The following is a 24,817-nucleotide window of genomic DNA, read 5'->3' as shown; positions in this document are numbered from 1 at the left end:
ATTGCAGCGCCGGGGAGGGACGCCATGCATCGCGTAGGACTTTATCCGGGAACCTTCGACCCGGTGACCAATGGCCACCTCGATATTATCGGGCGGGCCCGCAAGCTGGTGGATACGCTCATCATCGGGGTCGCGGTGAACGAGGCCAAGAAGCCGCTGTTCACCCTGGAAGAGCGCGTCGAGATGGTGCGCACCGAGACCGGGCGGCTCAACGGGCCGGGCCTGGCGGACATCAAGGTGCTGCCCATGCATGGCCTGCTGATGAAGTTCGCGGAGGCCTGCGGCGCCCATTTCATCGTCCGTGGCCTGCGCGCCGTGCAGGATTTCGAATACGAATTCCAGATGACGGCCATGAACGAACAGCTCAATCCGGACATCGAAACCGTCTTCCTGATGGCCGATGTGCGCCATCAGGCCGTCGCCTCGCGCCTTGTGAAGGAAATCGCGAGCCTTGGAGGGGATATTTCGCCCTTCGTCACGACGCCTGTAAGAGACGCGCTGCTGGCGAAATACGCGAAATAAGGGCCGGCCCGCCGGTCCCGCCAACTGCCACGAACCGTTGAATCGGTCCGCCCGATGCCCGACATTGGGCGGGACTGGCGCGCCCCCGCGTCCGATGGAGAGTTGAGTCACATGAGATTTGCCGCCCTTGCGCTTGCAGCGTCCGCATTTTCCCTCTCGTTCAACGCCCTTGCCGAACTGCCGGCCGGTGATCCGCCGGCGCTTGTGGATGCGGCCGAGGCAAAGGCGGACCCGGCCAACTGGCGCCAGGTGGATCTGCAAAACCTCTTCATTTTCGACACCACCAAGGGCCGCGTCCTGATCGAAGCCTTTCCGGAGGTCGCCCCGAAGCACTATGCCCAGTTTGCGGCGATCATCCGCTCCGGCGATTTTGACGGAACCAGCTTCCACCGCGTGATCGACGGCTTCATGGACCAGGGCGGCGACATTTTCGCCCTGAAGGGCCGCGAATCCGGCCTGCCGGACATTGAAGGCGAATTCACCTTCCGCCGCGATCCCGCCACCATGCCGCTGGACGCCACGATCGGCCCGGAAGACACGGCCCGCTTCGGCTATATCAAGGGCTTCCCGATCGGCACGCAGGCAAGCTTCTTCGCGGAAATGTCCGCTGACGGACTGGTCGAAAGCTATATCCCGCACTGCCGCGGCACCGTTTCCACGGCGCGGACGGACGACCCGAATTCCGCCAATTCGCAATTCTTCCTGATGCGCGACCAGGCAGATCACCTTGACCGCAAATACACGGCCTGGGGCCGTGTGGTGGAAGGCGAAAAGGTCGTGCTGGAGATCAAGCATGGCGCACCCGGCACGAATGGCGAGGTTAAAAACCCCGACATTCTGAAGTCCGCGAAAGTCGCTGCCGACCTGCCGGCGGCGGAACGGCCGCAGGTCTGGGTGATGCGCACGGATGGCCCGAAATTCCGCGACAGCCTTGCGACGCAGGGCGAAGTCTCGGACGTCTGCCAACTCACATCCGTGCTGACGGCTGTCGAGAACTAGGCGGTATTTTCCCGTTGCGTGATGGGGACGCCTGAGCCAAGGCAGGGGCGACCCTCGCCGGAGCGCTCCTTTTGGACCTGACGCAATTCCAGTTCGACCTGCCGGAAGACCGGATCGCGCTGCGCCCGGCCGATCCGCAGGATTCCGCGCGCCTTCTGGTCGTGCACCGCGACGGGCGGCTGGAAGATGCGGGCGTGCGCGACCTGCCACGCTTCCTTTCGCCCGGTGACGTTCTGGTTTTCAACGATACGCGCGTACTGCCCGCCGCGCTGAAAGGCGTGCGGCCTGCGCGCGATGCGGCGGGTCAGGATGTCGCCTGCGACGTGAACCTCACCGAACGGATGGATGCGCGCACCTGGCGCGCGCTCGCCCGGCCGGGCCGGCGCCTTAAGGATGGCGACACGATCATTTTCGCCGAGGGCTTCACCGCGGACATCACCGGCCATCATGAGGGCGGTGAGATTGGCCTGCGCTTCTCACTCGCAGGCAACGAACTCACGGCGGCCCTGGACCGGCACGGCGCCATGCCGCTGCCGCCTTACATCGCCCGGCGCCGCCCGGCCGATGCGCTGGACCGGGAGACCTACCAGACAAACTTCGCCGGCGAGGACGCGGCCTCGGTCGCCGCGCCCACGGCCGGGCTGCACTTCACGCCGCGCCTCCTGTCGGAGTGTGACGCAGCCGGGCTTGTCCGCGAAACCGTGCGCCTGCATGTCGGCCTCGGCACCTTCAAGCCGCTGGAAGAAAAGCAGCTGGAGGAAAACCGTCTGCACAAGGAATGGCGTAGCCTGACGCCGGAAACCGCTGCGCGCCTCAATGCCGCGCGCGGGGCAGGGCACCGTATCGTGCCGGTCGGCACCACCGCCATGCGCACGCTGGAAAGCTGCGTGGATGCGGATGGGGTGCTGCACCCCGCCACCGGCCCGACCGACATCTTCCTGAAGCCCGGCGATGCCGTGCGCGCCACCGATGCGCTGGTGACGAATTTCCACCTGCCGGGCTCCAGCCTGTTCATGCTGGTCTGCGCGCTGATGGGCACCGATGTGATGCGCGCCGCCTACGCACATGCCATCGCCAAGGACTACCGCTTCTATTCCTATGGCGACGCCTGCCTGTTGCTGCCCTGAGGGTCAGCCGGACCAGTCTGAAGTGAGCGCGCCGCCGGTGGGCGTTTCGCGCCATTGCGCTCGCAAGGCGTCTAGCCGCCGGCGGATTTCCGAAACGCTTTCCGCCGTCAGCTCCACACGCGGAACCAGCGATTGCGCAAAGGCGGCATCGGCGACGGATTGCAGGTCTTCCAGCGCGGCCGGGCCGTTCCAGATTTCCGCTTCGAAACATTCCACCAGGCGTTCGGCCTGGATCAGTTCGACGATGGAAGGATCGGGTATGTGCGCCTTGCCGGCACTGGCATGTCCAAGCGCGTCGGCAATCGCCTGGATGTCTTCCGAATGGCGGCCGCTGGCGATCATGCCCCAGAAGGCGTGACGGAAACCCAGTTGATCCTCAACCACGGCATGGACAAGATCGTGCGGGAACGGACCTTTCTTCGGAAATCGCGTTTCCGCCATGCTGCCATCATCGCGCGTGATACAGATGATGTCGTCGCGTATGCCTTTGGTAACTTCTATGCGCATTAGCCAACCCCGCCGGGGCGCAGCTCCTGCATGTCGCGGATCGCCTTGGCGGCCGTGATGCGGGCAAGGTGGCGGCCCTTGTCGTCGCGCCAGTCGGCTTCAACGAGGCCGGTCGTCCGTCCACGGCTGACCAGCCGCCCCTCGATCGTGATGAGGCCGTTCGGCACGGGCCGCAGGATGCGGGTCTGCACCTCCATCGTGGTGAACCATTCGCCGTCTTCCAGCGCGCTTGCCATAGTCATCGAGACGATATGGTCCGACAGCGCCGCGACCCAGCCGCCAAAGACGCGGCCGGGCTGGATGTCCCGGTCGCCGGTGTTCGGCCACTCATACAGCGTGCGCCCGTAGGAAACGTCCTTCAGCCAGAGATCCGGCCGGATGCCGAGATTGCGCAGCGCAACCGGCATCTCCCACTCGCCCTTCTTCAGGCGCGCGAAGAAAGCTTGCTGCTGGGCGGAAAGTTCCGTGCGGCTCATGCGCGGCGCCTCAGCAGGTCGCCCCGCCGTCAACCACCATCATCTGGCCGGTCATGTAGGCGCCGGCCTTGGAAGCGAGATAGACCGCCGCGCCGGCAATCTCTTCCGGCTCTCCGATGCGCGCCATCGGCGTGCCGGAGAGCGCGCGCTTCAAATTGGTCGGGTCTTCCCAGAGCGCGCGGGCGAAGTCGGTGCGGATGAGGCCCGGCGCGATACAGTTCACGCGGATATTGTCCTTGCCATATTCGGTCGCGAGGTTGCGGGCGAGCTGGAAATCCGCGGCCTTGGAGATGTTATAGGCGCCGATGATCGGCGAGCCGCGCAGGCCCCCGATGGACGAGACGATGATGATGGCGCCGTCCTTGCGCTCGCGCATCTGCGGCATGCACATCTGGATCAGCCAGTGGTTCGAGATGATGTTGTTCTGCAGCACCTTTTCGAACTGTTCATCGGCAATGCCTTCCATCGGCCCGTAATAGGGGTTCGCCGCGGCGTTGCAGCAGACGATGTCTATCTTGCCGAAGGCCTTGTTGGTGGCGTCCACCATGGCCTGCAGCTCTTCCTTCGACGAGATGTTGGCCGGCACCGCGATGGCCGTGCCTGCGCCGTGCTTTTCATTGATCGCGTCGGCGACTTCCTGGCACGGTCCCGGCTTGCGCGAGGAGATCGTTACCTTGGCGCCGGCATCCGCCATGGCTTCGGCAATGGCCCGGCCGATCCCGCGCGAGGATCCGGTGATGACGGCGACTTTTCCGGTAAGGTCGAACAGGCTCATGTCTGGCGCTCCCTGCAGTGTTTTCTGGTTGCCCGCACGCTAGGCGCTCAGGCGCGCCGCCGCTAGGGGTTCCGCAGGGAAAGCCGGCCGGTGCTCAGAGCCTCAGATGCCCCATTCCCCGCACAGGATTTCGACCAGCCGTTCGGTACGTTTGCGCACCACATCGGCCGTCCAGGCGTCCTGTTCCTCAAGGTCGCGGGTCAGGGCGAATTCCCGTCCGCCACCGCCATTGAAGTAGACGTCCTTCTTGGCGCGGAAGTCGAGGCGGTCAGCCTTCTGGTTCACCTTGTGGGTCAGCAGCACGAAATTGCCCAGCGTGTCGCATTGCTCGCGCCGCTTGGCCGCGTCGGGCCAGACGGTCATCCAGTGGCTGTCCTCATGCACGTTGCGCGGCAGGACATGTTCCACCGTCGCGTCCGATTCCGGCGGGATGGTCACACCGCCCTCCAGCGCCGCATTGAGGCGCAGGGCCATGGCGCGGCGCTGGCCGAACGTCGCGAACCGGCCCAGCATCCGTTCCTTGGTCTTGCGCCCGTCGGTGCGATCGATCGCCAGCGGGCTGTTGCGGCCGAACAGGACGCGGTCGTTGCTGATCGCGTCGTTCACACGGTTGAAACGCTTGTTGCGCGGGTCGCGCTCCGTCACGATCAGCATGATCACATAGGCGAGGCGTTCGAGCTGGATGAAGAATTCCGGCGCGGCGGGATCCTTCGCCCCGCGCTCGACCAGGAATTTCAGCGCCGGTGCGCGCCAGCTGCTCTGGTCCAGCGCGCGCATCTGGTTCAGCTTGTCGCCGATGATCTTCGCATTGGGTTCATTGTCGACAGCGCCGGTGGTGATCAGGCGGTACGCCTCGACATAGCGCGGCAGGACATCGTCGAGGAACCGGCGTGGTTCGACCTTTGACAGCACCGCCTTGGGGAAGGCGGAGGCGAGTTCGCCGCGGCTCGATTTGTCGTAGATCGCGCGGATCTGGCGCAGCAGGTCGTCGAAGGCAGAGCCGCCGAGCGCGGCTTCATGTTCGGCCCATTGTTCGGAATACTTTGCTGCTTCCTGGGACGTGAACCGGGCACGCTGGAAGATTTCCGTCTTGATGATGTCGTGCGCGTCAGGTTCCTTTCCCCGCGTATTGAGCACCCGGAACACCTTGAAGCCCTGTTCCTTCTCGCCCACCACCACGCGGACGAGGGCCGTCTTGTCCATCACGACTTCGGCCAGCGAGCGACGCGCGTCGTCGCTCATCTCCTTGATCCGCCGGGTGAATTCGGCGGCATTGTTGACCATGCGCTGCTGGCTTTCGCTGTCGCCCGGTTCCTTGTCCAGGTTGCGCGTGGCGCCGGGCGTCTGGATCGACTCCCGGAAGAAGGGGCCGTCCATATGGTTGAGGGTCAGCCGCCAGGTGGCGCCCTCGTTCAGCATCGGCCGCGGGGCGTCGGCGATCAGCTCATGCAGCATGGCGGCGCGGGCCCTGTCAGGCTCCAGGTCCCGCAACACAGCGAGGAGGATGGTCAGCGTTGTCAGGCGCTGCTGGCCGTCCACGATCTCAAGGACGCCATTCTCTTCGCCATGGATCAGCACGATGGCGCCGATGAAGTGCGGCGTGCCCGTCTCGGCTGCGTCGATCAGATCGTTCAGCAGTTCCTTGGCTTCGTTGATCCCCCAGGAATAGCTGCGCTGATAGGGCGGCATCCGCAATTGCTCGCCGGGCGCAAACAGCATTTTCAGGGAACTTTCCTGCGCCCTCACCCCTAGATCCATTCTGGCCTCCCTGAATTTGGTTTCCCTAGCTCTTGCCAAACCGCCTCACAACGCGGGATGAACCGCTTGCAATGCCTTTCTGGCTGAACTGTGACGGGAGAGTAACGGTATGAAATTGTGCCGCGTAAACCACAAGGGCACCAAAATTTTTGGAACGCTGTTGTCGGACTGCGTCATTCCTTTGGGTGCCGAAACGTTCGAAGCTGCTGTAAACGCTGAAGAAATCGGCGATCCCATACCGCTCTCGGAGGTTGAATTTTTATCGCCGGTCGAACGGCCGGGAAAAATTCTCGGCATCGGTGTGAATTATGCCGCGCATGCGGCCGAGAGTGTCAGCTTCGTCGATACGAAAAAACCGGATGTCCAGAAGTGGTTTAACAAGCAGGCGACTGCGGTGAATGGTCCGTACACGGATGTCCACTTACCGAAAGTATCCAGACAACTGGACTATGAAGGTGAACTGGTCGTGGTGATCGGCAAGCGCGGCCGCCATGTGCCGGCCGAACGCGCCTTCGAAATCGTTGCGGGTGTGTGCATCGGCTGCGACTATTCCGTGCGGGACTGGCAGCGCGCCAGCCAGACCATGATCATGGGCAAGGGCTTCGACACGCACGCGCCGTTCGGCCCGGCCATCGTGACGCTGGACGAGATTGCGGACCTCGGCGCTCTCGAAGTGCGCACCTATGTGAATGGCGAGCAGCGCCAGACCGGCCATGTGCGCGACATGATCCACGACATTCCCGCCCAGATCGCGCACCTCACCGCGGCCTTCACGCTGGAGCCGGGCGACGTCATCTTCACCGGCACGCCGGCCGGCGTCGGGGCGGGGTTCGACCCGCCGAAATGGCTGGTTGCCGGCGACCGGGTGCGGGTGGAGATCGATGGCCTCGGCCATATCGAAAACCAAATCGTAACGGAGCCGGGCCAGACCGTGATTGGCTGATCCGGAGCCCGCGATGACACGTCCAAGATTGCGCCTTGCGATGCTTGCACTGGCAACGCTCGCCGCCTGTGGGCAGGGCGGGAAGTCATCTACGTCTACGCCGGCGGTCAACGCCGTGTCGCTCCAATCCACCGATTTTGCGCTCATTCCGTGCCCCGCCAGCACGCCGGAAAGCCCCTGCGTGTTCATCGGCGCGGGCGGCAAACGCGTGCTTGCCGGGGCGCCGGCGGGCCTGCGCCAGGCGCTTGAGGCCGATCCCTATACCGCCGCGAATCTGGACGCGGTCCTGCTGTTCTCGCTGCAGGCTGGGGACATTGAAGGCCTCGATGAGGTGCGTAACGCCACATGGGTCGCAGGCCGCGAAAATGTGCTGCCGGTGGCCGGCCCATCCGGCACGCGCGACATGCTCGGCGCCCTCAACAAGGTTTACGAATTATCCGACGCCGAACGGTTCGTTTCTGCCCCTCCGAAGGGGGGATTCGACGCGGCATTGCTCGGGCTACTCCCCGGAGAAGGCGACGCCAAGACCCGCGTTTTCGATACCGGCGACCTGGTCATCACCAAGATCGAAACCGCCCTCGGTCAGGCCGGCTACTGGGTCGATTACGGTGGAAAACGGGCTGTACTCCAGCCCTGCGGGATGGACCAGGCGGTGCGATTCTCCGAGGCATCGGACTTTGTGCTGGCGTGTGATGAGACCGGCTGGCCGCTCTCGAAACTGCACTATCTTCTACAGTCCAAGAAGGCGGACTAGCGCCGGGATAGGACAGGGCCGCACCCGAAGGTGCGGCCCATGTCTCCCCCGAGACTGCCCCCGCTCCGGCCAGAAACATGGCCGCGGACCGGTTGCGCCAGGGTAGGGGAGTCAGCTAACCTCCGGCCGCTGGCCTGTCGAGTTAGGAAGGCGCTTCGGGCCTGCGCGGACGCACGCTTTGTGGCGGATGGGCAACAATGTGTGCCGGGATTGCCGGGGTGGCCAAATTCCGTCAAATCCATGCAATTCGTTAACCTATTGACCCTATCCGTTAAGATTGATGGATTGTTTCCGGGTGCTGAGATCATGACCTTCGTGTTGTTCCTGCTGTACATGGCGATCGGCGGTGCCGTCGGCTACGCAGGCTGGTCGCTGCTGGACCTCGGCATCCCGCTGTCGATTGCCAGCGGCGCGATCACCACGGCGATTCTCGGCCAGATCCACCTGCTCGCCACGAACGGCAGCTCCAAGCGTGAGCTGAACGAGCGGCTGGAAGCTGTGGAAAAGGAAACCCGCAACACCGGGCGGCGCATGGACGTGATCGAAGCGCGCACCGATGCGGTCGAGGAAACGGTCAAACACGAGCTGACCGAGCGCCGCGATGCGCTCGTCTCGGAAATGAAACAGCTCGAAAGCCTGATCGACCGCCTGTCGCGCAGCTTCGAAACCAAGCTTCAGGAAACCTCCGCCAGCCCGTCCTTCGCGCCGAACGAAGACGCCATCCTGCGCGACGTGCGCGATGCGCTTAAGGATGGCCGGGTCGACCTGCACCTCCAGCCGATCGTGTCGCTGCCGCAGCGCCGGGTTTCTTTCTATGAAGGCTTCACGCGCCTGCGCCGGCCGGATGGCTCGCTGATCCTGCCGGCAGAGTTCCTGGATGCGGCCCGCCGCGCCAGTCTGATGGGCCAGATCGATAACTTCACCCTGTTCCGCTGCGTCCAGATCGTGCGCCGCCTTGCCGAGCGTGACCGCCGCGTTGGCGTCTTCTGCAACATTGCGGCTGCGTCCCTCGAAGACTCGACCTTCTTCCCGTTCTTCCTTGAATTCATGACCGAAAACCGCGACCTCTCGGGCGCGGTGATCTTCGAGATTCGCGGCGACCGGTTCGAGACGCGCTCGCGCCTGATGCGCGAGAACATGGACAAGCTGACCGCGCTCGGCTTCCGCTTCTCGATCGACCATGCCGATACGCTGGGCCTCGACCTGCCGCGTCTCCAGTCGGCCGGTGTGCGCTTCGTGAAGATGAACGGCCACGCACTGATCGACCAGCTGCGCGACCCGATGGGCGCCCGCCCGGTCTCCTCGATCAACCGCCGCATCGAGGGCGAGGAAGTCTCCGCCGTCTTCTCGCGCTACGGCATCACCATGATCGCCGAGAAGATCGAGGACGAGGCCTCCGTGGTCGAGGTCCTCGAATACGACATTCCTTACGGTCAGGGCCATGTCTTCGGCGCGCCGCGCCCGATCAAGGCCTCGCTGATGGAGGAAACGGCCCCGCCGCCGCAAATGGTCCAGCGCCTGTCGAAATTCGGCTGAGCGGCCACCACCCACAAAACGCCCCAATCGTCGCGTCTCTTATCCCCCATCTGAATGGAGGAGAGCGATGCGGTTTCCTGTCCTGGTGCTGGTGGCTCTATCCACCACATTGATGGCTTCTGCCGAAGTCCGGAAGATCGCCGCCACCCTCGCCGAGGATGGCGATTTCGACGCCCCTGAAGCGCTGCAGGAGCTGCAGGAAGGCGTGGTCTGGCTGGACCTGACCATGGAGCCCTCGCTCGCGCCCTCCATCGAACGCGGCGACGCCACGTTCGAAAGCCTCGAGGCCTGCGATCCCGGTCCTGTTGCAGCCACAACGGTTTCTATCCGCACCGGCTCCAACCACCTGCTGCTGGACGTGCATCCCGGCTCGCCGGACCAGCACGCCGCGAATCTCCTGTCCTGCAACTACGCCCCGCAATTCGGCACCGAATCCAGTTTCGGCACGACGACCCGGCTGACAGGCTGCTACTTCGCGAATTCGATTTCGATTCCGACGGCCGTGCAGTGGATCCTGAACCCGCTGCCCGCGGATGCCTGTCATTACGGCAATTGACCGGCCGCACGGCACAGCCTACCTGCCGCCGCATGACCGCACTTCAGTTCCCGGACGGGCTCTCCGACATCGCCAGCCGCTATGACGCCATCCTCTGCGATGTGTGGGGCGTGATTCACAATGGCCGCAGCGCGTTTGCGCCGGCCTGCGAGGCGCTTGGCAATTTCCGCAAGGCGGGCGGCCGGGTCTGCCTGATCACCAATGCGCCGGTGCCGAAGGCGCAGGTCGTCTCCTATTTCAAGCCGCTCGGCGTGCCGGACGGCACCTTTGATGACTGCGTTTCCTCAGGCGATGTCTGCCGGGAGGAACTCTCCCGCCGTCGTGACCAGAAGATCTGGCGCATGGGCGTCGATTCCAGCTGGGAGCACGACAAGCACCTATACGAGGGCCTCGGCCTCGATTTCGTGCCCCCGGATGAGGCGGACCTGCTGCTGTGTATCGGCCTCAAGGATCAGGCGAACGAAAACCCGGAAGACTATCGCGAAGAACTCGCCTTCGGCGTCGAGCGGGGCCTGACAATGCTCTGCGCCAATCCGGACAAGCAGGTGCGCGTGGGCAACCAGCTCTACTGGTGTGCCGGGGCGCTGGCCGAAATCTACGAACAATTGGGCGGGCGGGTGATCTATCCCGGCAAGCCCCATGCGGCGATCTATGAGACCTGCCTGTCGCGGCTCGAAGCCATGACCGGCGCGCCGGCGGATCGGTCGCGCATCCTGTGCATCGGCGACAGCCCGTCCACCGATGTTCGTGGAGCAGGCCGTCAGGGATTCGACAGCTTGTATGTCGGGACTGGCCTCAAGGAACATGGCGCAGATTTCCGCGCCGAGGTCGTCGAATTGCTTGCTGCCTATGCAGAACAGGCCACATGGGCGATGACAGGCTTAAGATGGTGACGCAGGCGCTGCGCCCGTGTAACGAGGCGCCAGTGTCACATTTCGGAGACCCCGCATGACGGAATTTACCGGCTACAAATACGAAGAGCTCGAGATCGGCATGTCCCATGAAACCGTGCATGAGATCACGGCCGATGACATCCAGAAATTCGCGGAAGTCTCTGGGGACTTCAACCCGCTGCACATGTCCGACGACTATGCCGCCAGCACCATGTTCGGCCGTCGCATCGCCCATGGCGCGCTGACCGCCAGCTATATCTCCGGCATCCTCGGCAACAATCTGCCCGGCCCCGGCGCGGTCTTTGTCGGCCTCAACATGCGCTTCCGCCGTCCGGTCTATATCGGTGACACAGTGACGGCGCGGGCCGAAATCATCGAGAAGAACGACAAGGGCAATCGCGTCAAACTCAAGATCGAGTGCATCGTCGATGGCAAGCGCGTCATTGCCGGCGACGCTGAAGTGGTCGCGCCGAGCCGGGAGGCCTGATTGGCCATCTATGCCGACTATCGGGGCCTGCCCGCCGCCGCGCGGGGTGCTTCGGTTGCCCTCGGCAATTTTGACGGCCTGCATGCCGGCCATCGCGAAGTGATGGAAGCGGCCCGCAAGGGTGGCCATGGACGATTTTCCGTGGCGACTTTCGAGCCGCCCCCGCGCGCCTATTTCCGGCCGAGCGATCCGCCGTTTCGCATCTTCCGGCCGGAGCGGCGCAATGCCGCCATCCTCGAAGCTGGCGCCGCAGCGGTGTTTGAACTGCCGTTCAATGGCGAGATGGCGGCGATGACCGACGAGGGCTTCGTGCGCCAGGTGCTCGTCGACGGGCTGGGCGTCAGCCATGTGTCGGTCGGTTTCGACTTCCGCTTCGGGCGCGGACGGATGGGGCACGCCCAGCGTCTCGCCAGCCTTGGCCGGGCGCTCGGCTTCGGCGTGACCATTGTGGAAGAGGTCGAAAAGCTCGGCGCAAAAGCGTCATCTACAGCGATCCGGCAGGCCCTGCTGGCCGGCGAGCCCGAAACAGCGGCAGAAATTCTGGGCAACTGGTGGGTGGCTGACGGGGTAGTCGAGGGCGGCGAACGCAATGGCCGCAAGCTGGGCTTTCCCACCGCCAATTTCCATCTCGGCGAACTGATCCACCCCAAGCACGGCGTCTACGCCGTTCAGGCCCGGATCGACAGGCAGGGCGACTGGCTGGCCGGCGTCGCCAATTTCGGGCGCACGCCGACGACAGGCCTCCGCGATCCGCTGCTGGAAACGCATATTTTCGACTTTGACGGCGACCTCTACGGCAAGTGGCTGGAAGTGCGCCTGGTTTCCTACCTTCGGCCGGAACTGAAATTCGACACGCTGGATGAGCTTGTGGCGGCCATGAAACAGGACGCCAAAAACGCCCGCGACCGGCTCGCAAGCCTGTAAAAATATTTAGAATCCCGCTTCCCTTCGCGCATCACAGTCTTCATTCTGAAGACGGGGGACAGGATGAGGGAGATTCCTTTGCGCGCTTTTCTTGGATCGTGTCCCAGCAAGTGGTGTAGCTCGTCATTGGCCTGCCGGTCTTGGGCGGGCTGAGCTGGTCAGCTGACCTGTGCTGCAGGCAGGCTGACCAGGGGGTTATCGCAGACTGGCGCGAGGGTTTCCAGCGTCATGTAGCGTGCTCTCTGCACGGCCCATTCCTCGGTCTGTTCCATGAGGATCGCTCCCACCAGTCTGCGGATGGCGTTTTCATTGGGGAAGATACCGACGACATCTGTGCGCCGTTTGATCTCGCCGTTGAGCCGTTCGATGGGATTCGTGCTGTGCAGTTTCGTGCGATGCTGCTGCGGGAACGTCATGTAGGCAAGGACGTCTTCTTCTCCCTCGTCCATCAGCGCGGCGAGCTTCGGCAGTTTCGGCCGCATCTGATCGGCGACATGGCGCCACTGGGTCTTTGCAGAGGCATAGTCGTTCTGGGCGAAGGCGGTGGCGATGAAGGCCGAGACCACACGCCGGCTGCTCTTGCCGGCATGGGCCAGGACATTCCTCTGGAAGTGTACGCGGCAGCGTTGCCAGCTGGTATTGAGGACGCGGGCGACGGACGCCTTGATACCCTCGTGGGCATCGCTGATGACGAGTTTCACCCCACTCAGCCCCCGGCGTACCAGATCGCGCAGGAAGCCCGTCCAGAACGTCTCCGCTTCCGAGGGGCCAATGGCCATGCCCAGGACTTCCCGGCGCCCGTCCGTATTGACGCCGACGGCGATTGTCACCGCGACCGATACAATACGCCCGCCCTGGCGGACCTTGAGATAGGTGGCATCGATCCAGAGATAGACCCACTCGCCTTCGATCGGCCGGGTCAGGAAGGCCTCGACCCGCTCATCGATTTCTTCGCAGAGACGCGACACCTGGCTCTTTGAGATGCCTGTGCCGCCCATCGCCTGGACGAGATCATCCATCGCCCGGGTCGAGACGCCGTGCACATAGGCCTCCTGGATCACCGCTGTCAGGGCTTTCTCGACGGCGCGGTGAGGCTCCAGGAAGGACGGGAAGTAGCTGCCTGTGCGCAGCTTCGGGATCCGCAGTTCGACATTGCCGGCCCGGGTCTGCCAGTCACGTTCCCGGTAGCCATTGCGCTGGGCTTTGCGCTCCGGATCCTTTTCGCCGTAGGCCGCGCCGGCGCGCACGCCAACCTCGAGCTCCATCAGCCGCTCAGCGGCAAATCCAATCATCTCCTTGAGCAGGTCGGCGTCCCCACTCTTCTCAACAAGCTCGCGCAGGTCCATCATAGCCTTGGTCATTGTCGGTTTTCCTTCGGTCAGGTTGTGTGTCGCAACCCAATCCTACCAAGGAACCGGCAATGGCCAACCGCGCTGCGGGCCTCGTCCTACAGCGCCATGTGGAAAGGCGCGGACGAGACCCGCAGCGCTAACCAGCTACACCACGACCCGGGACGTGACCTTTTCTTGCCATGACGGCACTCGCGACGGCTATGTCGCTGCCAGCCATAGCCGAAGAATTCACTGCGGATACGTCACTTGCGGACAATGACCGCGTCGTCAAATCGGTGAACCTTGAAGACCTCAAGGCGATTGTTGTCGCCGAGGGCCATACGATCGATTCAACCGGCGCTTTTGGCGATGTGTCGGTGCGGGCGACGACGGAAGACGGCCTGATCTTCCATCTGATCGGTACGGCCTGCGAGACCGAATATTCCGATGATTGTCTCGGCCTGATGGTGCAGGTCCGCTATGATGCCGATAGCGATGTAACGCTGGAAAGCGTCAACAGCGCGAATGTGACCTATGCCGCTGTGTCGACCTGGTGGGACAAGGAGAACGAGACCGTCGGCGTGACGCGCTACGTCATTCTTGATGGCGGCCAGCGGATGGAGAACGTCAAGATCAATCTGGAAAACGCGCTGGCACTCGGCCCGCTCGTCGCAGACGTGATCTGGCCGTCCGACGAAGATTGGGACGACGACATGTTCTGGGGCGACGACGACGAATAGGCTGCCTCCCGGCCGTCATAATGCTGCCATTCAACGATGTCACAAAGTCTGCGGTGCGTGGGGCACATGGCAGTTGGTGAGGCATCTGGCTTGGCAAGGATCTTGGTCGCCGCAGGCGTTCTGAACCTCGTTGCGGGGAACGCTTCCGCTGAAGTCGCCGGTCCGCCCGGCAGGTCGCCTGATATGGTCATCTCCAGCGTGCAGCTGGATGATCTGCGCCTCCTGGTCGATGAACTGGGCGGAACCTTCCTTGCCGCCGGGCAGAACGATGCCGGCGCCCCCTTCCTCTTCGCACGCCTGCCCGATGGACTGACCCTCGGCATGTACACGGTCTGCACCGACGCCACGGCGACGGATTGCCGGGGCGTCGAATTCATGGCCGCATTCGGCTCGGGCCTTCCGGATCGCGACGTCGCCACGATCGACCGGGCCTTCACCGCCGTTTCGGTCTACAAGCCGGACGACGAGACCGTGAACGTCTCGCGCTATGTCATCCTGGACCACGGTATCACCTGGGCGAACCTGAAGGAAAACGCCCGCGTGTTCGAGGCCCTGTGCGGCCGGGTCGCCGAGCGCCTTTCCGGCATGGGGCCGCCCCCGCCGCCATCGCCCTAGTGACAGGTTAACCTCTGCCTGTTAAGGCGCAGACGATGGAACGGATATTCTCCATTCGAATTAGCCGCCCGGCTGCGCGCTGACCCCTCCGAAGGGTCTGGGCCAGGCCGGGATTCTGACATTCGAGCCCTCAAACGCCCCTCAATCCGTTCAGACCAAGACACATGACCGATTCCCTGACCGAACGAGACTATCGCGACACCCTGTTCCTGCCCGCGACTGAATTTCCCATGCGCGGCGGCCTGCCTCAGCGCGAGCCGCAATGGATTGCCCGCTGGGACGAGCTGAAACTGTATGAGCGCCTGCGCGCCGATGCAAAGGCCCGCGGCGCCAAGCCCTGGATCCTGCATGACGGCCCTCCTTACGCGAACGGGCACATCCACCTCGGCACGGCGATGAACAAGATCGTCAAGGACATCATCGTCCGCAGCCACCAGATGGCGGGCTATGACGCCTCCTACCTGCCGGGCTGGGACTGCCATGGCCTGCCCATCGAATGGAAGGTCGAGGAAGAGTTCCGCGCCAACAACAAGAACAAGGATGACGTGCCCGCCGCCGAGTTCCGCGCCGCCTGCCGCGCCTATGCCGGCAAATGGGTCGACGTCCAGAAAGCGGAATTCCGCGCGCTCGGCATCGAGGGCGAGTGGGACAATCCGTACCTGACGATGAAGTTCGAGAGCGAAGCCTCCATCGTTGGCGAATTCCTCCGCATGGCGATGACCGGCTCGCTGGTCCGCGGCGCCAAGCCGATCATGTGGAGCCCGGTGGAGCGCACCGCGCTCGCCGAAGCGGAAGTCGAATACCACGACCGCAAGGTGCCGGTGATCTGGGTGAAGTTTCCTGTAATTGGGATGGCGCCTGACCGCGGTTGGCTTGCAGAAAACCGGGAAACCGTTCGGGAGGTCTTCGCACATTTCACTGAGACAGACGCGCTCAGCGGAAAGCAGGTGCCAGCTGAGAAGCTGCAGCACCCGGAACTCAAGCCGGTAAGCGTTGTCATCTGGACAACGACTCCTTGGACGATCCCAGCGAACCAAGCGGTCTCGTTCAATTCGGTTATCGTCTACGGCCTGTATGAAGTTGATGAAGTCTTCTCCGAAGAAGAACTCGGCTTTCCACCGTATGCGAAAGCTGGAGAGCGGGTGATCCTGGCTGACTCGCTCGCTTCTGCGACCATGGAAGCCGCCAAAGTGAAGGCATTCCACAAAGTCACTGATCTGCCGCCGGAGATCGTCTCCAGCTTGCGGATCTCCCATCCGCTCCACGCGATGGATCCATTCTTCGCGCACGAAATCCCCATGCTCGCCGGCGAACACGTCACCGACGATGCCGGTACGGGCTTCGTGCACACGGCGCCGGCGCACGGCGAAGACGACTTCAATGTCTGGGTCGAGTCCGGCCGCACGACGCAGGAAATCCGCCAGATCGTCGATGCCGATGGCTGCTATACGCCGGACGTGCCGCGCTTTGCGGGCATGGACATCATCCGTACCAGTGGCAAGAAGCGCGGCGAGCCCGGCAAGGCGAACAATGAAGTGATCGCGGCCCTCGCCGAGAGCGGCAACCTGCTGGCGCGCGGTATGACGACGATCCGCGACGCTCACTCCTGGCGCTCAAAGGCACCGGTCATCCGCCGTGCGACGCCGCAATGGTTCATCTCGATGGACAAGCCCGGCCCCAACGGCCGCACGCTGCGTGAGAACGCCCTGAAGGCGATCGACGACACGGAGTTTTTCCCGGCTGTCGGCCGCAACCGCCTGCGTGCGATGGTGGAGGGCCGGCCCGACTGGCTGATCTCGCGCCAGCGCAACTGGGGCGTGCCGATCACCATCTTCGTCAACAAGTCCGGCGAGCCGCACACGGCCGCGCTGCCGAAGGCGCAGGCCGAGGCCCTGAACGCCGACATCCGTGCCGCCATCACCAAGGGCGGCGTTGAGGCCTGGTTCGATACGCCTACGGAAGACTTCCTTGCGCCGCACGGCCTCTCGGCCAATGAATGGGACAAGGTGACCGACGTTCTGGACGTCTGGTTCGACTCCGGCACGACGCATGCCTTCGCCTTGCGTGAGCGCGGCATCATCGATCCGGAAACCGGGCAGGCGGATCTCTACATGGAAGGCTCCGACCAGCATCGCGGCTGGTTCCAGTCGTCCCTCTTGGAATGCTGCGCCACGCGCGGCATGGCGCCTTACAGGCAGGTGCTGACGCACGGCTTCATCGTCGATGCCGAAGGCAAGAAGATGTCGAAATCGATCGGCAACACGATAGAGCCGCAGGAAGTGCAGAAACAGTACGGGATCGAGATCCTCCGTATCTGGACGGCCTCGGGCGACTATACGGAAGACCTCCGCATCTCCGACGAGATCATCAAGGGTTCGGTCGAGACTTATCGCAAACTACGCAACACGGTGCGCTACATGCTCGGCGCGCTCGACGGCTGGACCGATGCCGAAGCGGTCGAGCCGGCAGAGATGCCGGGCCTCGAGCGCTGGGTGCTGCACCGTCTCGCCGAACTCGATGCGCAGGTGAAAGCCGCCTACATGGTCTACGACTTCAAGCGCGTGATGAGCCTGCTCATCAACTTCGCCGGCGTGGACCTTTCGGCCGTCTATTTCGACATCCGCAAGGATAGCCTCTACTGCGACCCGCGTTTTGCCACGATGAAAGCATGGGACAAGGCCAGCGCCGTTTACGGCAACCGCCGCCGTGCCGCGCGCACGGTGATGGCCGCCGTGCTGGAACGCCTGCTCATCTGGCTCGCCCCGGTCATGCCGTTCACGATGGAGGAGGCCTTCCTCGAAAGCCACCTCAAGGACAAGGCCGACTCCGTCCACCTGCTCCTCTTTCCGGAAACGCCGGACGGCTGGAATAATGACGAGCTGGCCGCGCGCTGGTCGAAGATCTTCACCGTCCGCCGCGTCGTCACCGGTGCGCTGGAAGTGGAACGCCGCGAAAAGCGCATCGGTGCCTCGCTCGAGGCTGCGCCGGTTGTCCACATTGCCGACGAGGAACTTGTGAAGGCCTTTGAAGGCGAAGATGCCGGCGACCTGTTCATAACGTCGGGCGCGACGCTGCTGAACACGGCTGAAGGCAAGGGCGGCGGCTTCACGCTGGACGATACGCCGGGCGTCGTCGTGTATCCGGAGAAAGCGACCGGTATCAAATGCCGCCGCAGCTGGAAGTATTTTGACCCGGCCACGGCCGATCCGGCCTTTCCGGACATCACGCCGCGCGATGCGCTCGCCGTGAAGGCGTGGGACGCGACACAGAACTAGGGAACCGGCCTTCGCCTCTCAAAGGGGTGAAGGCCTTTCCTGCACGGAATCGCTTGATCTGCCGGGCGGTAGCTGCAATCTGCCGCCATGCAACTGAAACCCGCTCAGGTCTGGCCGCTGGCCCTTATCCCGGCCACGGTGATTGCCGATCAGGTCACCAAGCACATGATCCTCGGGAATCCGCGCTTCAGGTCGCTGCAGTGCCTTGATAACCTGAATATTTGTGGAAAAATCGAAATTCCGGGCCCGATCGACCTCACCATGGTCTGGAACCGCGGCATGAGCTACGGCATGTTCCAGTCCGAAGGCGTCATGCGCTGGGTTCTGGCGCTCGTCATGGCTGCGATTGCGTTCGGTTTTCTGTACTGGCTGCTGAAGGCGCAGGGCGGGTTGCTCCGGCTGGCGCTTGGCCTGGTCGTCGGCGGGGCCTTCGGCAATCTGATCGACCGCGTGCGATTTGGCGCCGTCGTGGACTTTATCGACGCCAGTGCCCTGCATTTTCCGTGGGTTTTCAACATCGCCGATGCTGCAATCAGTGTCGGTGCCGTCTTGCTGTTTGCCGATCAGTTCTTACTGTCGGGCCGCAGGCAGGCAAAAGCTGCATCTGAACACAAGTAACCGGAGAGGCGAGGACGCCCTATGAAGACAACGCTTTCCATCCTGGCCCTCGGCGCTGCATGCGTCGCGACGACGGCCTGTTCAACCGGCCGCACCACCACGCGCACGCCGGACGAATTCCGCGTCGTCACAAAGGCGCCGCTGACCGTCCCGCCGGACTATTCGCTGCGCCCGCCGGCTTCCGGCATGTCGCTCCCGGCAGAAGTGGAAGCCGCCCGCGCCGAGAGTGTTTCCACCTTCGGCTCCACGGTCGGCGAGAATGCCAGCGCCTCTGAAAAGGCCCTGGTGGCTGCAGCGGGCGCCAATGCCGTCAGCCCGCTCATTCGCGTCGAGGTCGACTATGACGAGACCAAGGCCGTCCGCAAGCCGCAGGGCATTGCGGACCGGATCCTGTTCTGGCGCAAGGACAATCCGGAAGATGCCGCCGCCGCCGCCAAGGATAACGCGACCGGCGATGCAGAAGTGACCATCGAGCGTGGCACCGCAGAACCGCGCCTGAAACTGCCGGGAACCTGATCTCCCGGCCCAGCCCGCCGCCTGACTGACCCATACGGAGCAAGCCCATGAAACAGATCCTGACAGGGGGGCTTGCTGCCCTCGCCCTGTCCGCACTTCCCGCATTCGCCGAGGAAGCGTGGAAGCCTACAACATTCAATCTCGATAATGGCATGCAGGTCGTGGTCGTGCCCGACCATCGCGCGCCGGTCGTTACCCACATGGTCTGGTACAAGGTCGGCGCCGTTGACGAGCAGCCGGGCAAGAGCGGAATTGCGCACCTCTTCGAACACGTGATGTTCCAGCAAACCGACACGCTGGCGCCCGGCGAGTTCGACAAGATCGTCTCGCGCAATGGCGGCCAGAGCAACGCCTTCACCAGCTGGGACTACACCGCCTATTTCGAGCGCGTCGCCAAGGAGCAGCTCGGCACCATGATGGGCCTTGAGGCCGACCGCATGGTCAATCTCGTCATCAATGACGACCCCGAAGGCCCTTTCATTTCCGAGCGTGATGTCGTGAAGGAAGAGCGCCGCCAGCGGATCGACAACAATCCGGGCGTGATCCTGCAGGAACAGGTGCTGTCAAAGCTCTGGGCTGGCCATCCGTATGAGATCACCGTCATCGGCAAGATGGAAGAAGTCGCCGCGCTGACGCCGGAAGACGGTCTGAACTTCTACCACGAATACTACAGCCCGGAGAATGCGATCCTGGTCGTTGCCGGCGACGTGACACCGGAAGAAGTGCGTGCGCTGGCTGAAGAGCATTATGGCAAGATCCAGCCGACCGGCACCGCCCATGGCGAGCGCAAATGGCAGAGCGTGCCGCTGCTCACCCAGACCGAAACGATCGTCTACCGAGATCCGAAGGTCCGCCAGCCGGTCTGGAGCCGGTACTACAACGGCACCTCGGAAACGCGCGAGCCGCGGGAATCGCTGGCGCTGGACGTCGGCCTCGAAATCCTCGGCGGCGGCATGACCAGCCGGCTCTACCAGTCCGTGGTGGAGCAGCAGCAACTCGCCATCGACGCTTCCAGCTATGCCTGGACGACACTGCATGATGAGGGCCCGGCCCTGATCACGGCCAGCCCTGCGCCGGGTGTGTCCATGGACGATCTCGAAGCCGCCGTTATGGCAGAGGTCAGCAAGGTGCTTGAAGAGGGTTTTACCGACGAGGAAGTCGTCCGGGCCCGGAACAAGCTTGCCGCCTCGGCCATTTATAGCCGCGACAGCCAGTCGACTCAGGCCAACAATTTCGGCTCCACCCTCGCGCTCGGCGGAACGATCGAGGATGTCCTCTCCTATCCTGACCGGATGAAGTCGATCACCACCGAGGAAGCGATCGCCGCGGTGCGCAAGGTGTTCGCGCCGGATCGCCATTACATTGAAGCCCAGCTCCTGCCGCCCGTGGCAGAGACCGGCACAGACGCAGCGGAGTAAGAGATGATGACCCGGAAACTTGTATCGGCCCTCGTTCTCGCCGCCAGCCTGGCTGCCTGCGCCCAGGTGCCTGACACCACAGCAGATCTCATCACCACCGAAGACGCCGGCCTGAAGGTCGACGTCCATAAAGGCGATTTCGCCACCATCCAGCAATTCGTGACGCCGGGCGGCGCCTCGGTCTGGCTCGTGTCCGAACCTTCCATCCCCATCCTGTCGCTCGACATGGCCTGGAAAGGCGGCGAAGCGGCTGACCCGGAGGGCCTTGAGGGTCTGGCTGAAGCGGTCACCTATCATATGAACGAGGGCGCCGGCGATCTCGACTCGCTTGCCTTCCAGACGCGGATGGAAGACCTCAATATGAGCTTTGGCTGCGACGCCGACAATGACTGGACGTCCTGCTCGACCTCCATGCTGACGGAGAATGCCGCCGACGTCATGGACCTTGTGGCAAAGGCCTTTGCGGAGCCGCGCTTCGACGATGTCCCGTTCGAACGTTTCCGCCGCGAACAGCAGGTCGGGCTCGAAACCCGCGAGACGAGCGCCGGCTACCTTGCCTGGCGTGCCCAGTCGCAGGCTCTGTACCCGGATCATCCCTATGCCCGCGAGAAAAGCGCCGAAAGCATCGCGGCTCTGACGCCTGAGCTTGCACGCGAGCATATGCGCAAGCTGATGGTGAAGGACCGGCTTCTGGTGACGGCGGTTGGAAACATCACGCCGGAGGAACTGGCGCCGATGATCGACGAGGTGATCGCCAGCCTGCCGGAAAGCTCCGACCTTCCGGAGACGCCTGAGCTTGCTTTCCCGGCGCTCGACATGCCTGCGCCTGTCGAAGTGGACCTGCCGCAGCCGCAGACGCTGGTGCAGTTTTCCGGTCCCGGCCTGAAGCGCGACGATCCGGATTTCTTCCCGGCCTATGTGCTGAACTACACCTATGGCGGCGGTGGTTTTGAAAGCCGCCTGATGCAGACGCTGCGCGTCGAACAGGGCCTGACCTATGGCATTTATACCGGCATCAATCCGGGTGAGTACTATGCCAGCTGGAGCGGCAGCGGTCAGACCAAGAACGAAAGCGCCGGTGCCTTCATCGACGGCATCAAGGCCGAAATGGAAGACTTCGTCCAGAACGGCGTGACCGAAGAGGAACTGGACGCGGCGAAGGCTTATCTCACTGGCTCCTACGCCCTCGGCTTCGACTCCAACTCGAAAATCGCCGGCCAGCTTATGGGCGTGCGCCAGGAAAAGCTCGGCATCGATTATTTCGATACGCGCAACGCCAGGGTGGATGCGGTCACGCTGGACGATGTGAACCGCGTGGCAAAGGAGTACCTTCAGCCTTCGAAGTATCTCTTCATCGCCGTGGGCCAGCCGCAGGGTCTTGTCCCCGCTGCCGAAGCAGCAGCGCCCGTCGCGGCGGAATAGTCAGTCGGCCGGCCGTCGCGGGGTCGCAAGGCCCGGCGCGGCGGTCGCGGCCGCCTGGTCCCGGCAATACCGGTAGAGCGCGGCCGGGCGCCCGCCCGTGCCTGTCTCCATCGCGCCCGTGCCCTGGACGAGCCCGGTCTTGTCGAGCGCGCGGCGGAAATTCTGCGTGTGCAGGCCCAGGCCCAGAATGGCCTCCATCGTCTTCTGCAGGGCCGACAGCGTGAACCGTTCCGGCATCAGTTCGAACACGACGGGGCGGTATTTGATCTTGCCGCGAAGGCGCGAGATGGCGGTGGCCAGAATGCGCCGGTGGTCCGAGGCCATCGTCTCGCCCAGTCGGATGTCCGGTTCCGGCAGGCCGGCATCGCGCCCGCACTCTGCGACGAGGCCGGCTTCATAGAGCAACTCATACCGGTCCAGCACGCGCTCCTCGGCCCAGCGGGCGCCATCAATGCCGAAGGCGATGCGCGCGCGCTCCAGGCGCCGCTCCTTCCCTGCCGCCCAGGTATAGAGGCGCGGCACGATCTCTTCATCGATCATTGCGGGGCGTCCCGAGCGGTGGTCTTCCCACGGGAAATAGCGATACCAGCCCTGCCAGCGGGCTTCGAAGGGCGCGCCGGCCGGCCGGGCATCCGGCGTCAGGGCGAGATAGCCGACGGAAATCACGCGGGCATGTGCCGGCGCTCCGGAAAGGGTCGCCTCCGGCATCTCCCGGTCCTTGTCGCCAAAGGTGTAGAGCTGTTCGACATAGCCGAGTTCAAAACCCGTCTGCTCGCGCACCCAGCCGCGCAGCGACAGGTCAAAGGTCCGGTGCTCATCGGGATTGAACGGGCCAAAGGGCAGGGCGTCCTCGCCCGTCTCGCGCCGCGTAACCAGAACCAGCGGCGTGTCGTCTTCCACCGCGACCATCACGGCCGAGAGGCCAATCAGAAGGGGCGTCGCTCCACCAGGCATCACGGCGCTCCGATTTCGGTCATCAACTGGCGGAAGCGGGCGAGGAACACGTCCTCCGCTTCCGGCACGGATTTCGGTGCGAGGCGCAGGCGGATGCCTTCAGGTGGATGGCCGAAGAACCTGTCCGCTTCGGCCGCCTCGAACCCTGCCAGCTGCGTCGCCTCGAACCAGGCGCAGATCATGTCGGCCTTCTTGATCAGCTTCTTCAGCTTCACCGGCGTCACCGCCACGAGCCCGAAGCGAATATGGATGGCCTCCTGCAGCCGCGACTCGACCCCCTTGTAGCCCTCGCCCAGCAGCGCCTTGAACGGCGAGATCATGTCGCCGATCACATATTCCGGGCTGTCGTGGAGCAAGGCCGTCAGGCCCTGTTTCGCTGTCATCGACGGGTCGAGCTTGCGGCAGATCCGCTCGACGATCACCGAATGCTCGGCGACGGAGAAGGCATGCTCTCCTTTTGTCTGCCCGTTCCAGCGCGCTACGCGGGCAAGGCCATGGGCGATGTCTTCAATTTCCACATCCATCGGGGATGGGTGGGCAAGGTCCAGCCGCCGGCCGGACAGCATGCGCTGCCACACGCGCGGCGCCGCTGAAGTTTGTCGTGTACGTGCGGTCATTCTGACCCCTCTTACGGCATCGCGGCGGGACGATTAAGGCCCAAAACGAAGAACCTGCACCCTGTCCTGCGATTTGCAGGCAGGGCGGCGGCATTGGCAATGCGGTTTACGGTCCACGATAGATCTGCCGCAGCCGGGCTTCGCCCTCCCGGATCGCCGCGCCGAATGCCTCGGCTTCATGGGCGGTGTGGAGATCGGGAAAGCCCGACCGGACCCAGTACAGCGCACGTTCCAGCAATCGCGGGTTCGCCGGGTCGCTTCGCAGCGCGGCCTCATAGGCGGCGGCGAGCGCATGCGCGCCCATGGCGTCCCGGTCGATCTCGCGCACCCTGCGCTCCGCCTGATCGAAGTCTCCGGCCAGGACCAGGCGCACCGTGTCGTCCGACAGGCTCTCCAGCAATCGCTTCGTTTCTGCGATGGGGTCAACTTCGACAGGCCGGTCAGGGATGGCCGGTGCCGCTTCGCCTCCGATAAGGGCAAGCACCGGGACCGGCTTTTCCCCGATATCAAGCGATAGCATGGCGCCTTCCAGGAACGGGCCATAATCCGCCCAAAGATCGTTCGGTGCTTCTGCCAGTCCGTATAAGCCCTGACCACGGTGTTCGAAAAGGTAATGCACGCGGTGGAGGTCGCCCGGCTCGTCAGCGGCAAGGCCGGACCAGAGGTGGCGCGCCCCTTTCGCCTCCGCCCGGCAGGCTGGCGCGCCCCGATCGTTCGGCAGACGCCGCTGGCGACAGGAACACCATTGCCAACCCTCCCATTGCCAGACGCCGCGATATCATCACCGATGATTGCGTTGGCGCCGGGAATTCCACAAGCGTCAAAATAAGGCGCGCCTGCCTTGATCCCTTCCAATGTGTTGATGGCGGCCCGGCTGGCGCGGCACTCTTAACCCTCTCGTAGCAAGGGTAAAGAAAGCGGGGCAATCTGGTTACGAAGCCGCCCTGCAATGGCCTCCAATTGCCAAACCGCCGTTAAGGCTTTTCCGCGACAACTGCTGGACCGACAACACACCGGTGCTTTTGCGCCCCGGATCAGAAAACAAGGCGGTGGT

Annotated in this window: 25 protein-coding genes; 17 read left to right on the top strand and 8 right to left on the bottom strand. The window is 63.7% G+C overall.

The window, feature by feature from the left end; genetic code table 11:
* Positions 1-24 precede the first annotated feature (24 nt).
* The 3 genes from coaD (at position 25) to queA (ending at position 2,648) form a co-directional block, all read left to right on the top strand.
* Complete coding sequence (gene coaD, locus R3C13_RS08865) at positions 25-522, top strand: pantetheine-phosphate adenylyltransferase (protein WP_371310449.1); 498 nt, start codon at positions 25-27, stop codon at positions 520-522.
* A 111-nt stretch (positions 523-633) separates the two neighbouring features.
* Entirely contained in the window at positions 634-1,521 is an 888-nt protein-coding gene (locus R3C13_RS08860) for a peptidylprolyl isomerase (protein ID WP_371310448.1), read from the top strand.
* Positions 1,522-1,592: 71 nt separating this feature from the next.
* Positions 1,593-2,648 (top strand): tRNA preQ1(34) S-adenosylmethionine ribosyltransferase-isomerase QueA, encoded by a 1,056-nt coding sequence (gene queA, locus R3C13_RS08855; protein ID WP_371310447.1) that lies wholly within the window; start codon positions 1,593-1,595, stop codon positions 2,646-2,648.
* A gap of 3 nt (positions 2,649-2,651) precedes the next feature.
* Here queA and R3C13_RS08850 read toward each other — a convergent pair whose 3' ends face one another.
* The 4 genes from R3C13_RS08850 to R3C13_RS08835 all read right to left on the bottom strand — a co-directional run bounded on the left by R3C13_RS08850 (position 2,652) and on the right by R3C13_RS08835 (position 6,125).
* Entirely contained in the window at positions 2,652-3,155 is a 504-nt protein-coding gene (locus tag R3C13_RS08850; RefSeq protein ID WP_371310446.1) for a hypothetical protein, read from the bottom strand.
* Complete coding sequence (locus R3C13_RS08845) at positions 3,155-3,631, bottom strand: PaaI family thioesterase (protein ID WP_371310445.1); 477 nt, start codon at positions 3,629-3,631, stop codon at positions 3,155-3,157. Before R3C13_RS08845 ends, R3C13_RS08850 begins: the two co-directional genes overlap by 1 nt.
* 10 nt (positions 3,632-3,641) lie before the next feature.
* The gene (locus R3C13_RS08840) at positions 3,642-4,406 is read right to left on the bottom strand and encodes an SDR family NAD(P)-dependent oxidoreductase (RefSeq protein WP_371310444.1); all 765 of its coding nucleotides are present in this window, start codon (positions 4,404-4,406) and stop codon (positions 3,642-3,644) included.
* Positions 4,407-4,508: 102 nt separating this feature from the next.
* Positions 4,509-6,125, bottom strand: a complete 1,617-nt coding sequence (locus R3C13_RS08835) for a DUF262 domain-containing protein (RefSeq protein WP_371310443.1) — start codon at positions 6,123-6,125, stop codon at positions 4,509-4,511.
* Positions 6,126-6,273: 148 nt separating this feature from the next.
* On the opposite strand from R3C13_RS08835, the gene R3C13_RS08830 reads away from it, so the two are divergent.
* The 7 genes from R3C13_RS08830 (at position 6,274) to ribF (ending at position 12,257) form a co-directional block, all read left to right on the top strand.
* Positions 6,274-7,107 carry a fumarylacetoacetate hydrolase family protein gene (locus R3C13_RS08830; RefSeq protein ID WP_371310442.1) on the top strand — a complete coding sequence of 278 codons (834 nt, stop codon included), beginning with the start codon at positions 6,274-6,276 and terminating at the stop codon, positions 7,105-7,107.
* Positions 7,108-7,120: 13 nt separating this feature from the next.
* A complete protein-coding gene (locus R3C13_RS08825) occupies positions 7,121-7,861 on the top strand; it encodes a hypothetical protein (RefSeq protein WP_371310441.1) in 741 nt (246 codons plus the stop codon).
* Between the two features lie 306 nt (positions 7,862-8,167).
* Positions 8,168-9,397, top strand: a complete 1,230-nt coding sequence (locus R3C13_RS08820; protein WP_371310440.1) for an EAL domain-containing protein — start codon at positions 8,168-8,170, stop codon at positions 9,395-9,397.
* Positions 9,398-9,464: 67 nt separating this feature from the next.
* A complete protein-coding gene (locus tag R3C13_RS08815; protein WP_371310439.1) occupies positions 9,465-9,953 on the top strand; it encodes a hypothetical protein in 489 nt (162 codons plus the stop codon).
* Positions 9,954-9,985: 32 nt separating this feature from the next.
* A complete protein-coding gene (locus tag R3C13_RS08810; protein WP_371310438.1) occupies positions 9,986-10,846 on the top strand; it encodes a TIGR01459 family HAD-type hydrolase in 861 nt (286 codons plus the stop codon).
* A 55-nt stretch (positions 10,847-10,901) separates the two neighbouring features.
* Positions 10,902-11,333 (top strand): MaoC family dehydratase, encoded by a 432-nt coding sequence (locus R3C13_RS08805; RefSeq protein ID WP_371310437.1) that lies wholly within the window; start codon positions 10,902-10,904, stop codon positions 11,331-11,333.
* The gene (ribF, locus tag R3C13_RS08800) at positions 11,334-12,257 is read left to right on the top strand and encodes a riboflavin biosynthesis protein RibF (protein WP_371310436.1); all 924 of its coding nucleotides are present in this window, start codon (positions 11,334-11,336) and stop codon (positions 12,255-12,257) included. It abuts the gene before it with no gap.
* 158 nt (positions 12,258-12,415) lie between these two features.
* On the opposite strand, the gene R3C13_RS08795 is transcribed toward ribF, so the two are convergent.
* Positions 12,416-13,618 (bottom strand): IS256 family transposase, encoded by a 1,203-nt coding sequence (locus tag R3C13_RS08795; protein ID WP_339635701.1) that lies wholly within the window; start codon positions 13,616-13,618, stop codon positions 12,416-12,418.
* A 170-nt stretch (positions 13,619-13,788) separates the two neighbouring features.
* Between R3C13_RS08795 and R3C13_RS08790 the strand changes: the two genes are divergently transcribed.
* The 7 genes from R3C13_RS08790 to R3C13_RS08760 all read left to right on the top strand — a co-directional run bounded on the left by R3C13_RS08790 (position 13,789) and on the right by R3C13_RS08760 (position 22,192).
* Positions 13,789-14,328 (top strand): YbjN domain-containing protein, encoded by a 540-nt coding sequence (locus R3C13_RS08790; protein WP_371310435.1) that lies wholly within the window; start codon positions 13,789-13,791, stop codon positions 14,326-14,328.
* A gap of 90 nt (positions 14,329-14,418) precedes the next feature.
* Positions 14,419-14,943 carry a hypothetical protein gene (locus tag R3C13_RS08785; protein WP_371310434.1) on the top strand — a complete coding sequence of 175 codons (525 nt, stop codon included), beginning with the start codon at positions 14,419-14,421 and terminating at the stop codon, positions 14,941-14,943.
* Positions 14,944-15,107: 164 nt separating this feature from the next.
* On the top strand, positions 15,108-18,218 hold the full coding sequence (gene ileS / locus R3C13_RS08780; protein ID WP_371310433.1) for an isoleucine--tRNA ligase: 3,111 nt from the start codon (positions 15,108-15,110) through the stop codon (positions 18,216-18,218).
* An 87-nt stretch (positions 18,219-18,305) separates the two neighbouring features.
* Positions 18,306-18,836: a signal peptidase II gene (gene lspA / locus R3C13_RS08775; protein WP_371310432.1), complete on the top strand. Its 531-nt coding sequence runs from the start codon at positions 18,306-18,308 to the stop codon at positions 18,834-18,836.
* Positions 18,837-18,857: 21 nt separating this feature from the next.
* Positions 18,858-19,352, top strand: a complete 495-nt coding sequence (locus tag R3C13_RS08770) for a DUF3035 domain-containing protein (RefSeq protein ID WP_371310431.1) — start codon at positions 18,858-18,860, stop codon at positions 19,350-19,352.
* Positions 19,353-19,399: 47 nt separating this feature from the next.
* Positions 19,400-20,770 carry a M16 family metallopeptidase gene (locus R3C13_RS08765; protein ID WP_371310430.1) on the top strand — a complete coding sequence of 457 codons (1,371 nt, stop codon included), beginning with the start codon at positions 19,400-19,402 and terminating at the stop codon, positions 20,768-20,770.
* 6 nt (positions 20,771-20,776) lie between these two features.
* Positions 20,777-22,192 carry a M16 family metallopeptidase gene (locus R3C13_RS08760; protein ID WP_371310429.1) on the top strand — a complete coding sequence of 472 codons (1,416 nt, stop codon included), beginning with the start codon at positions 20,777-20,779 and terminating at the stop codon, positions 22,190-22,192.
* Here R3C13_RS08760 and R3C13_RS08755 read toward each other — a convergent pair whose 3' ends face one another.
* From R3C13_RS08755 to R3C13_RS08745, 3 genes are all read right to left on the bottom strand, one after another.
* Positions 22,193-23,146: an NAD regulator gene (locus R3C13_RS08755; protein ID WP_371310428.1), complete on the bottom strand. Its 954-nt coding sequence runs from the start codon at positions 23,144-23,146 to the stop codon at positions 22,193-22,195. It lies immediately after the preceding gene.
* Positions 23,146-23,763 carry a YfbR-like 5'-deoxynucleotidase gene (locus R3C13_RS08750; protein WP_371310427.1) on the bottom strand — a complete coding sequence of 206 codons (618 nt, stop codon included), beginning with the start codon at positions 23,761-23,763 and terminating at the stop codon, positions 23,146-23,148. The genes R3C13_RS08755 and R3C13_RS08750 overlap by 1 nt, the downstream gene beginning before the upstream one ends.
* 106 nt (positions 23,764-23,869) lie before the next feature.
* A complete protein-coding gene (locus R3C13_RS08745; protein ID WP_371310426.1) occupies positions 23,870-24,283 on the bottom strand; it encodes a hypothetical protein in 414 nt (137 codons plus the stop codon).
* Positions 24,284-24,817: the final 534 nt, after the last annotated feature.

It is taken from the genome of Hyphomonas sp. (assembly GCF_041398385.1).
In the GTDB taxonomy this organism is placed as follows: Bacteria; Pseudomonadota; Alphaproteobacteria; order Caulobacterales; family Hyphomonadaceae; genus Hyphomonas.
The sequence above is the reverse complement of the archived record's forward strand: the minus strand, read 5'-3'. Positions and strand labels throughout refer to the sequence as shown.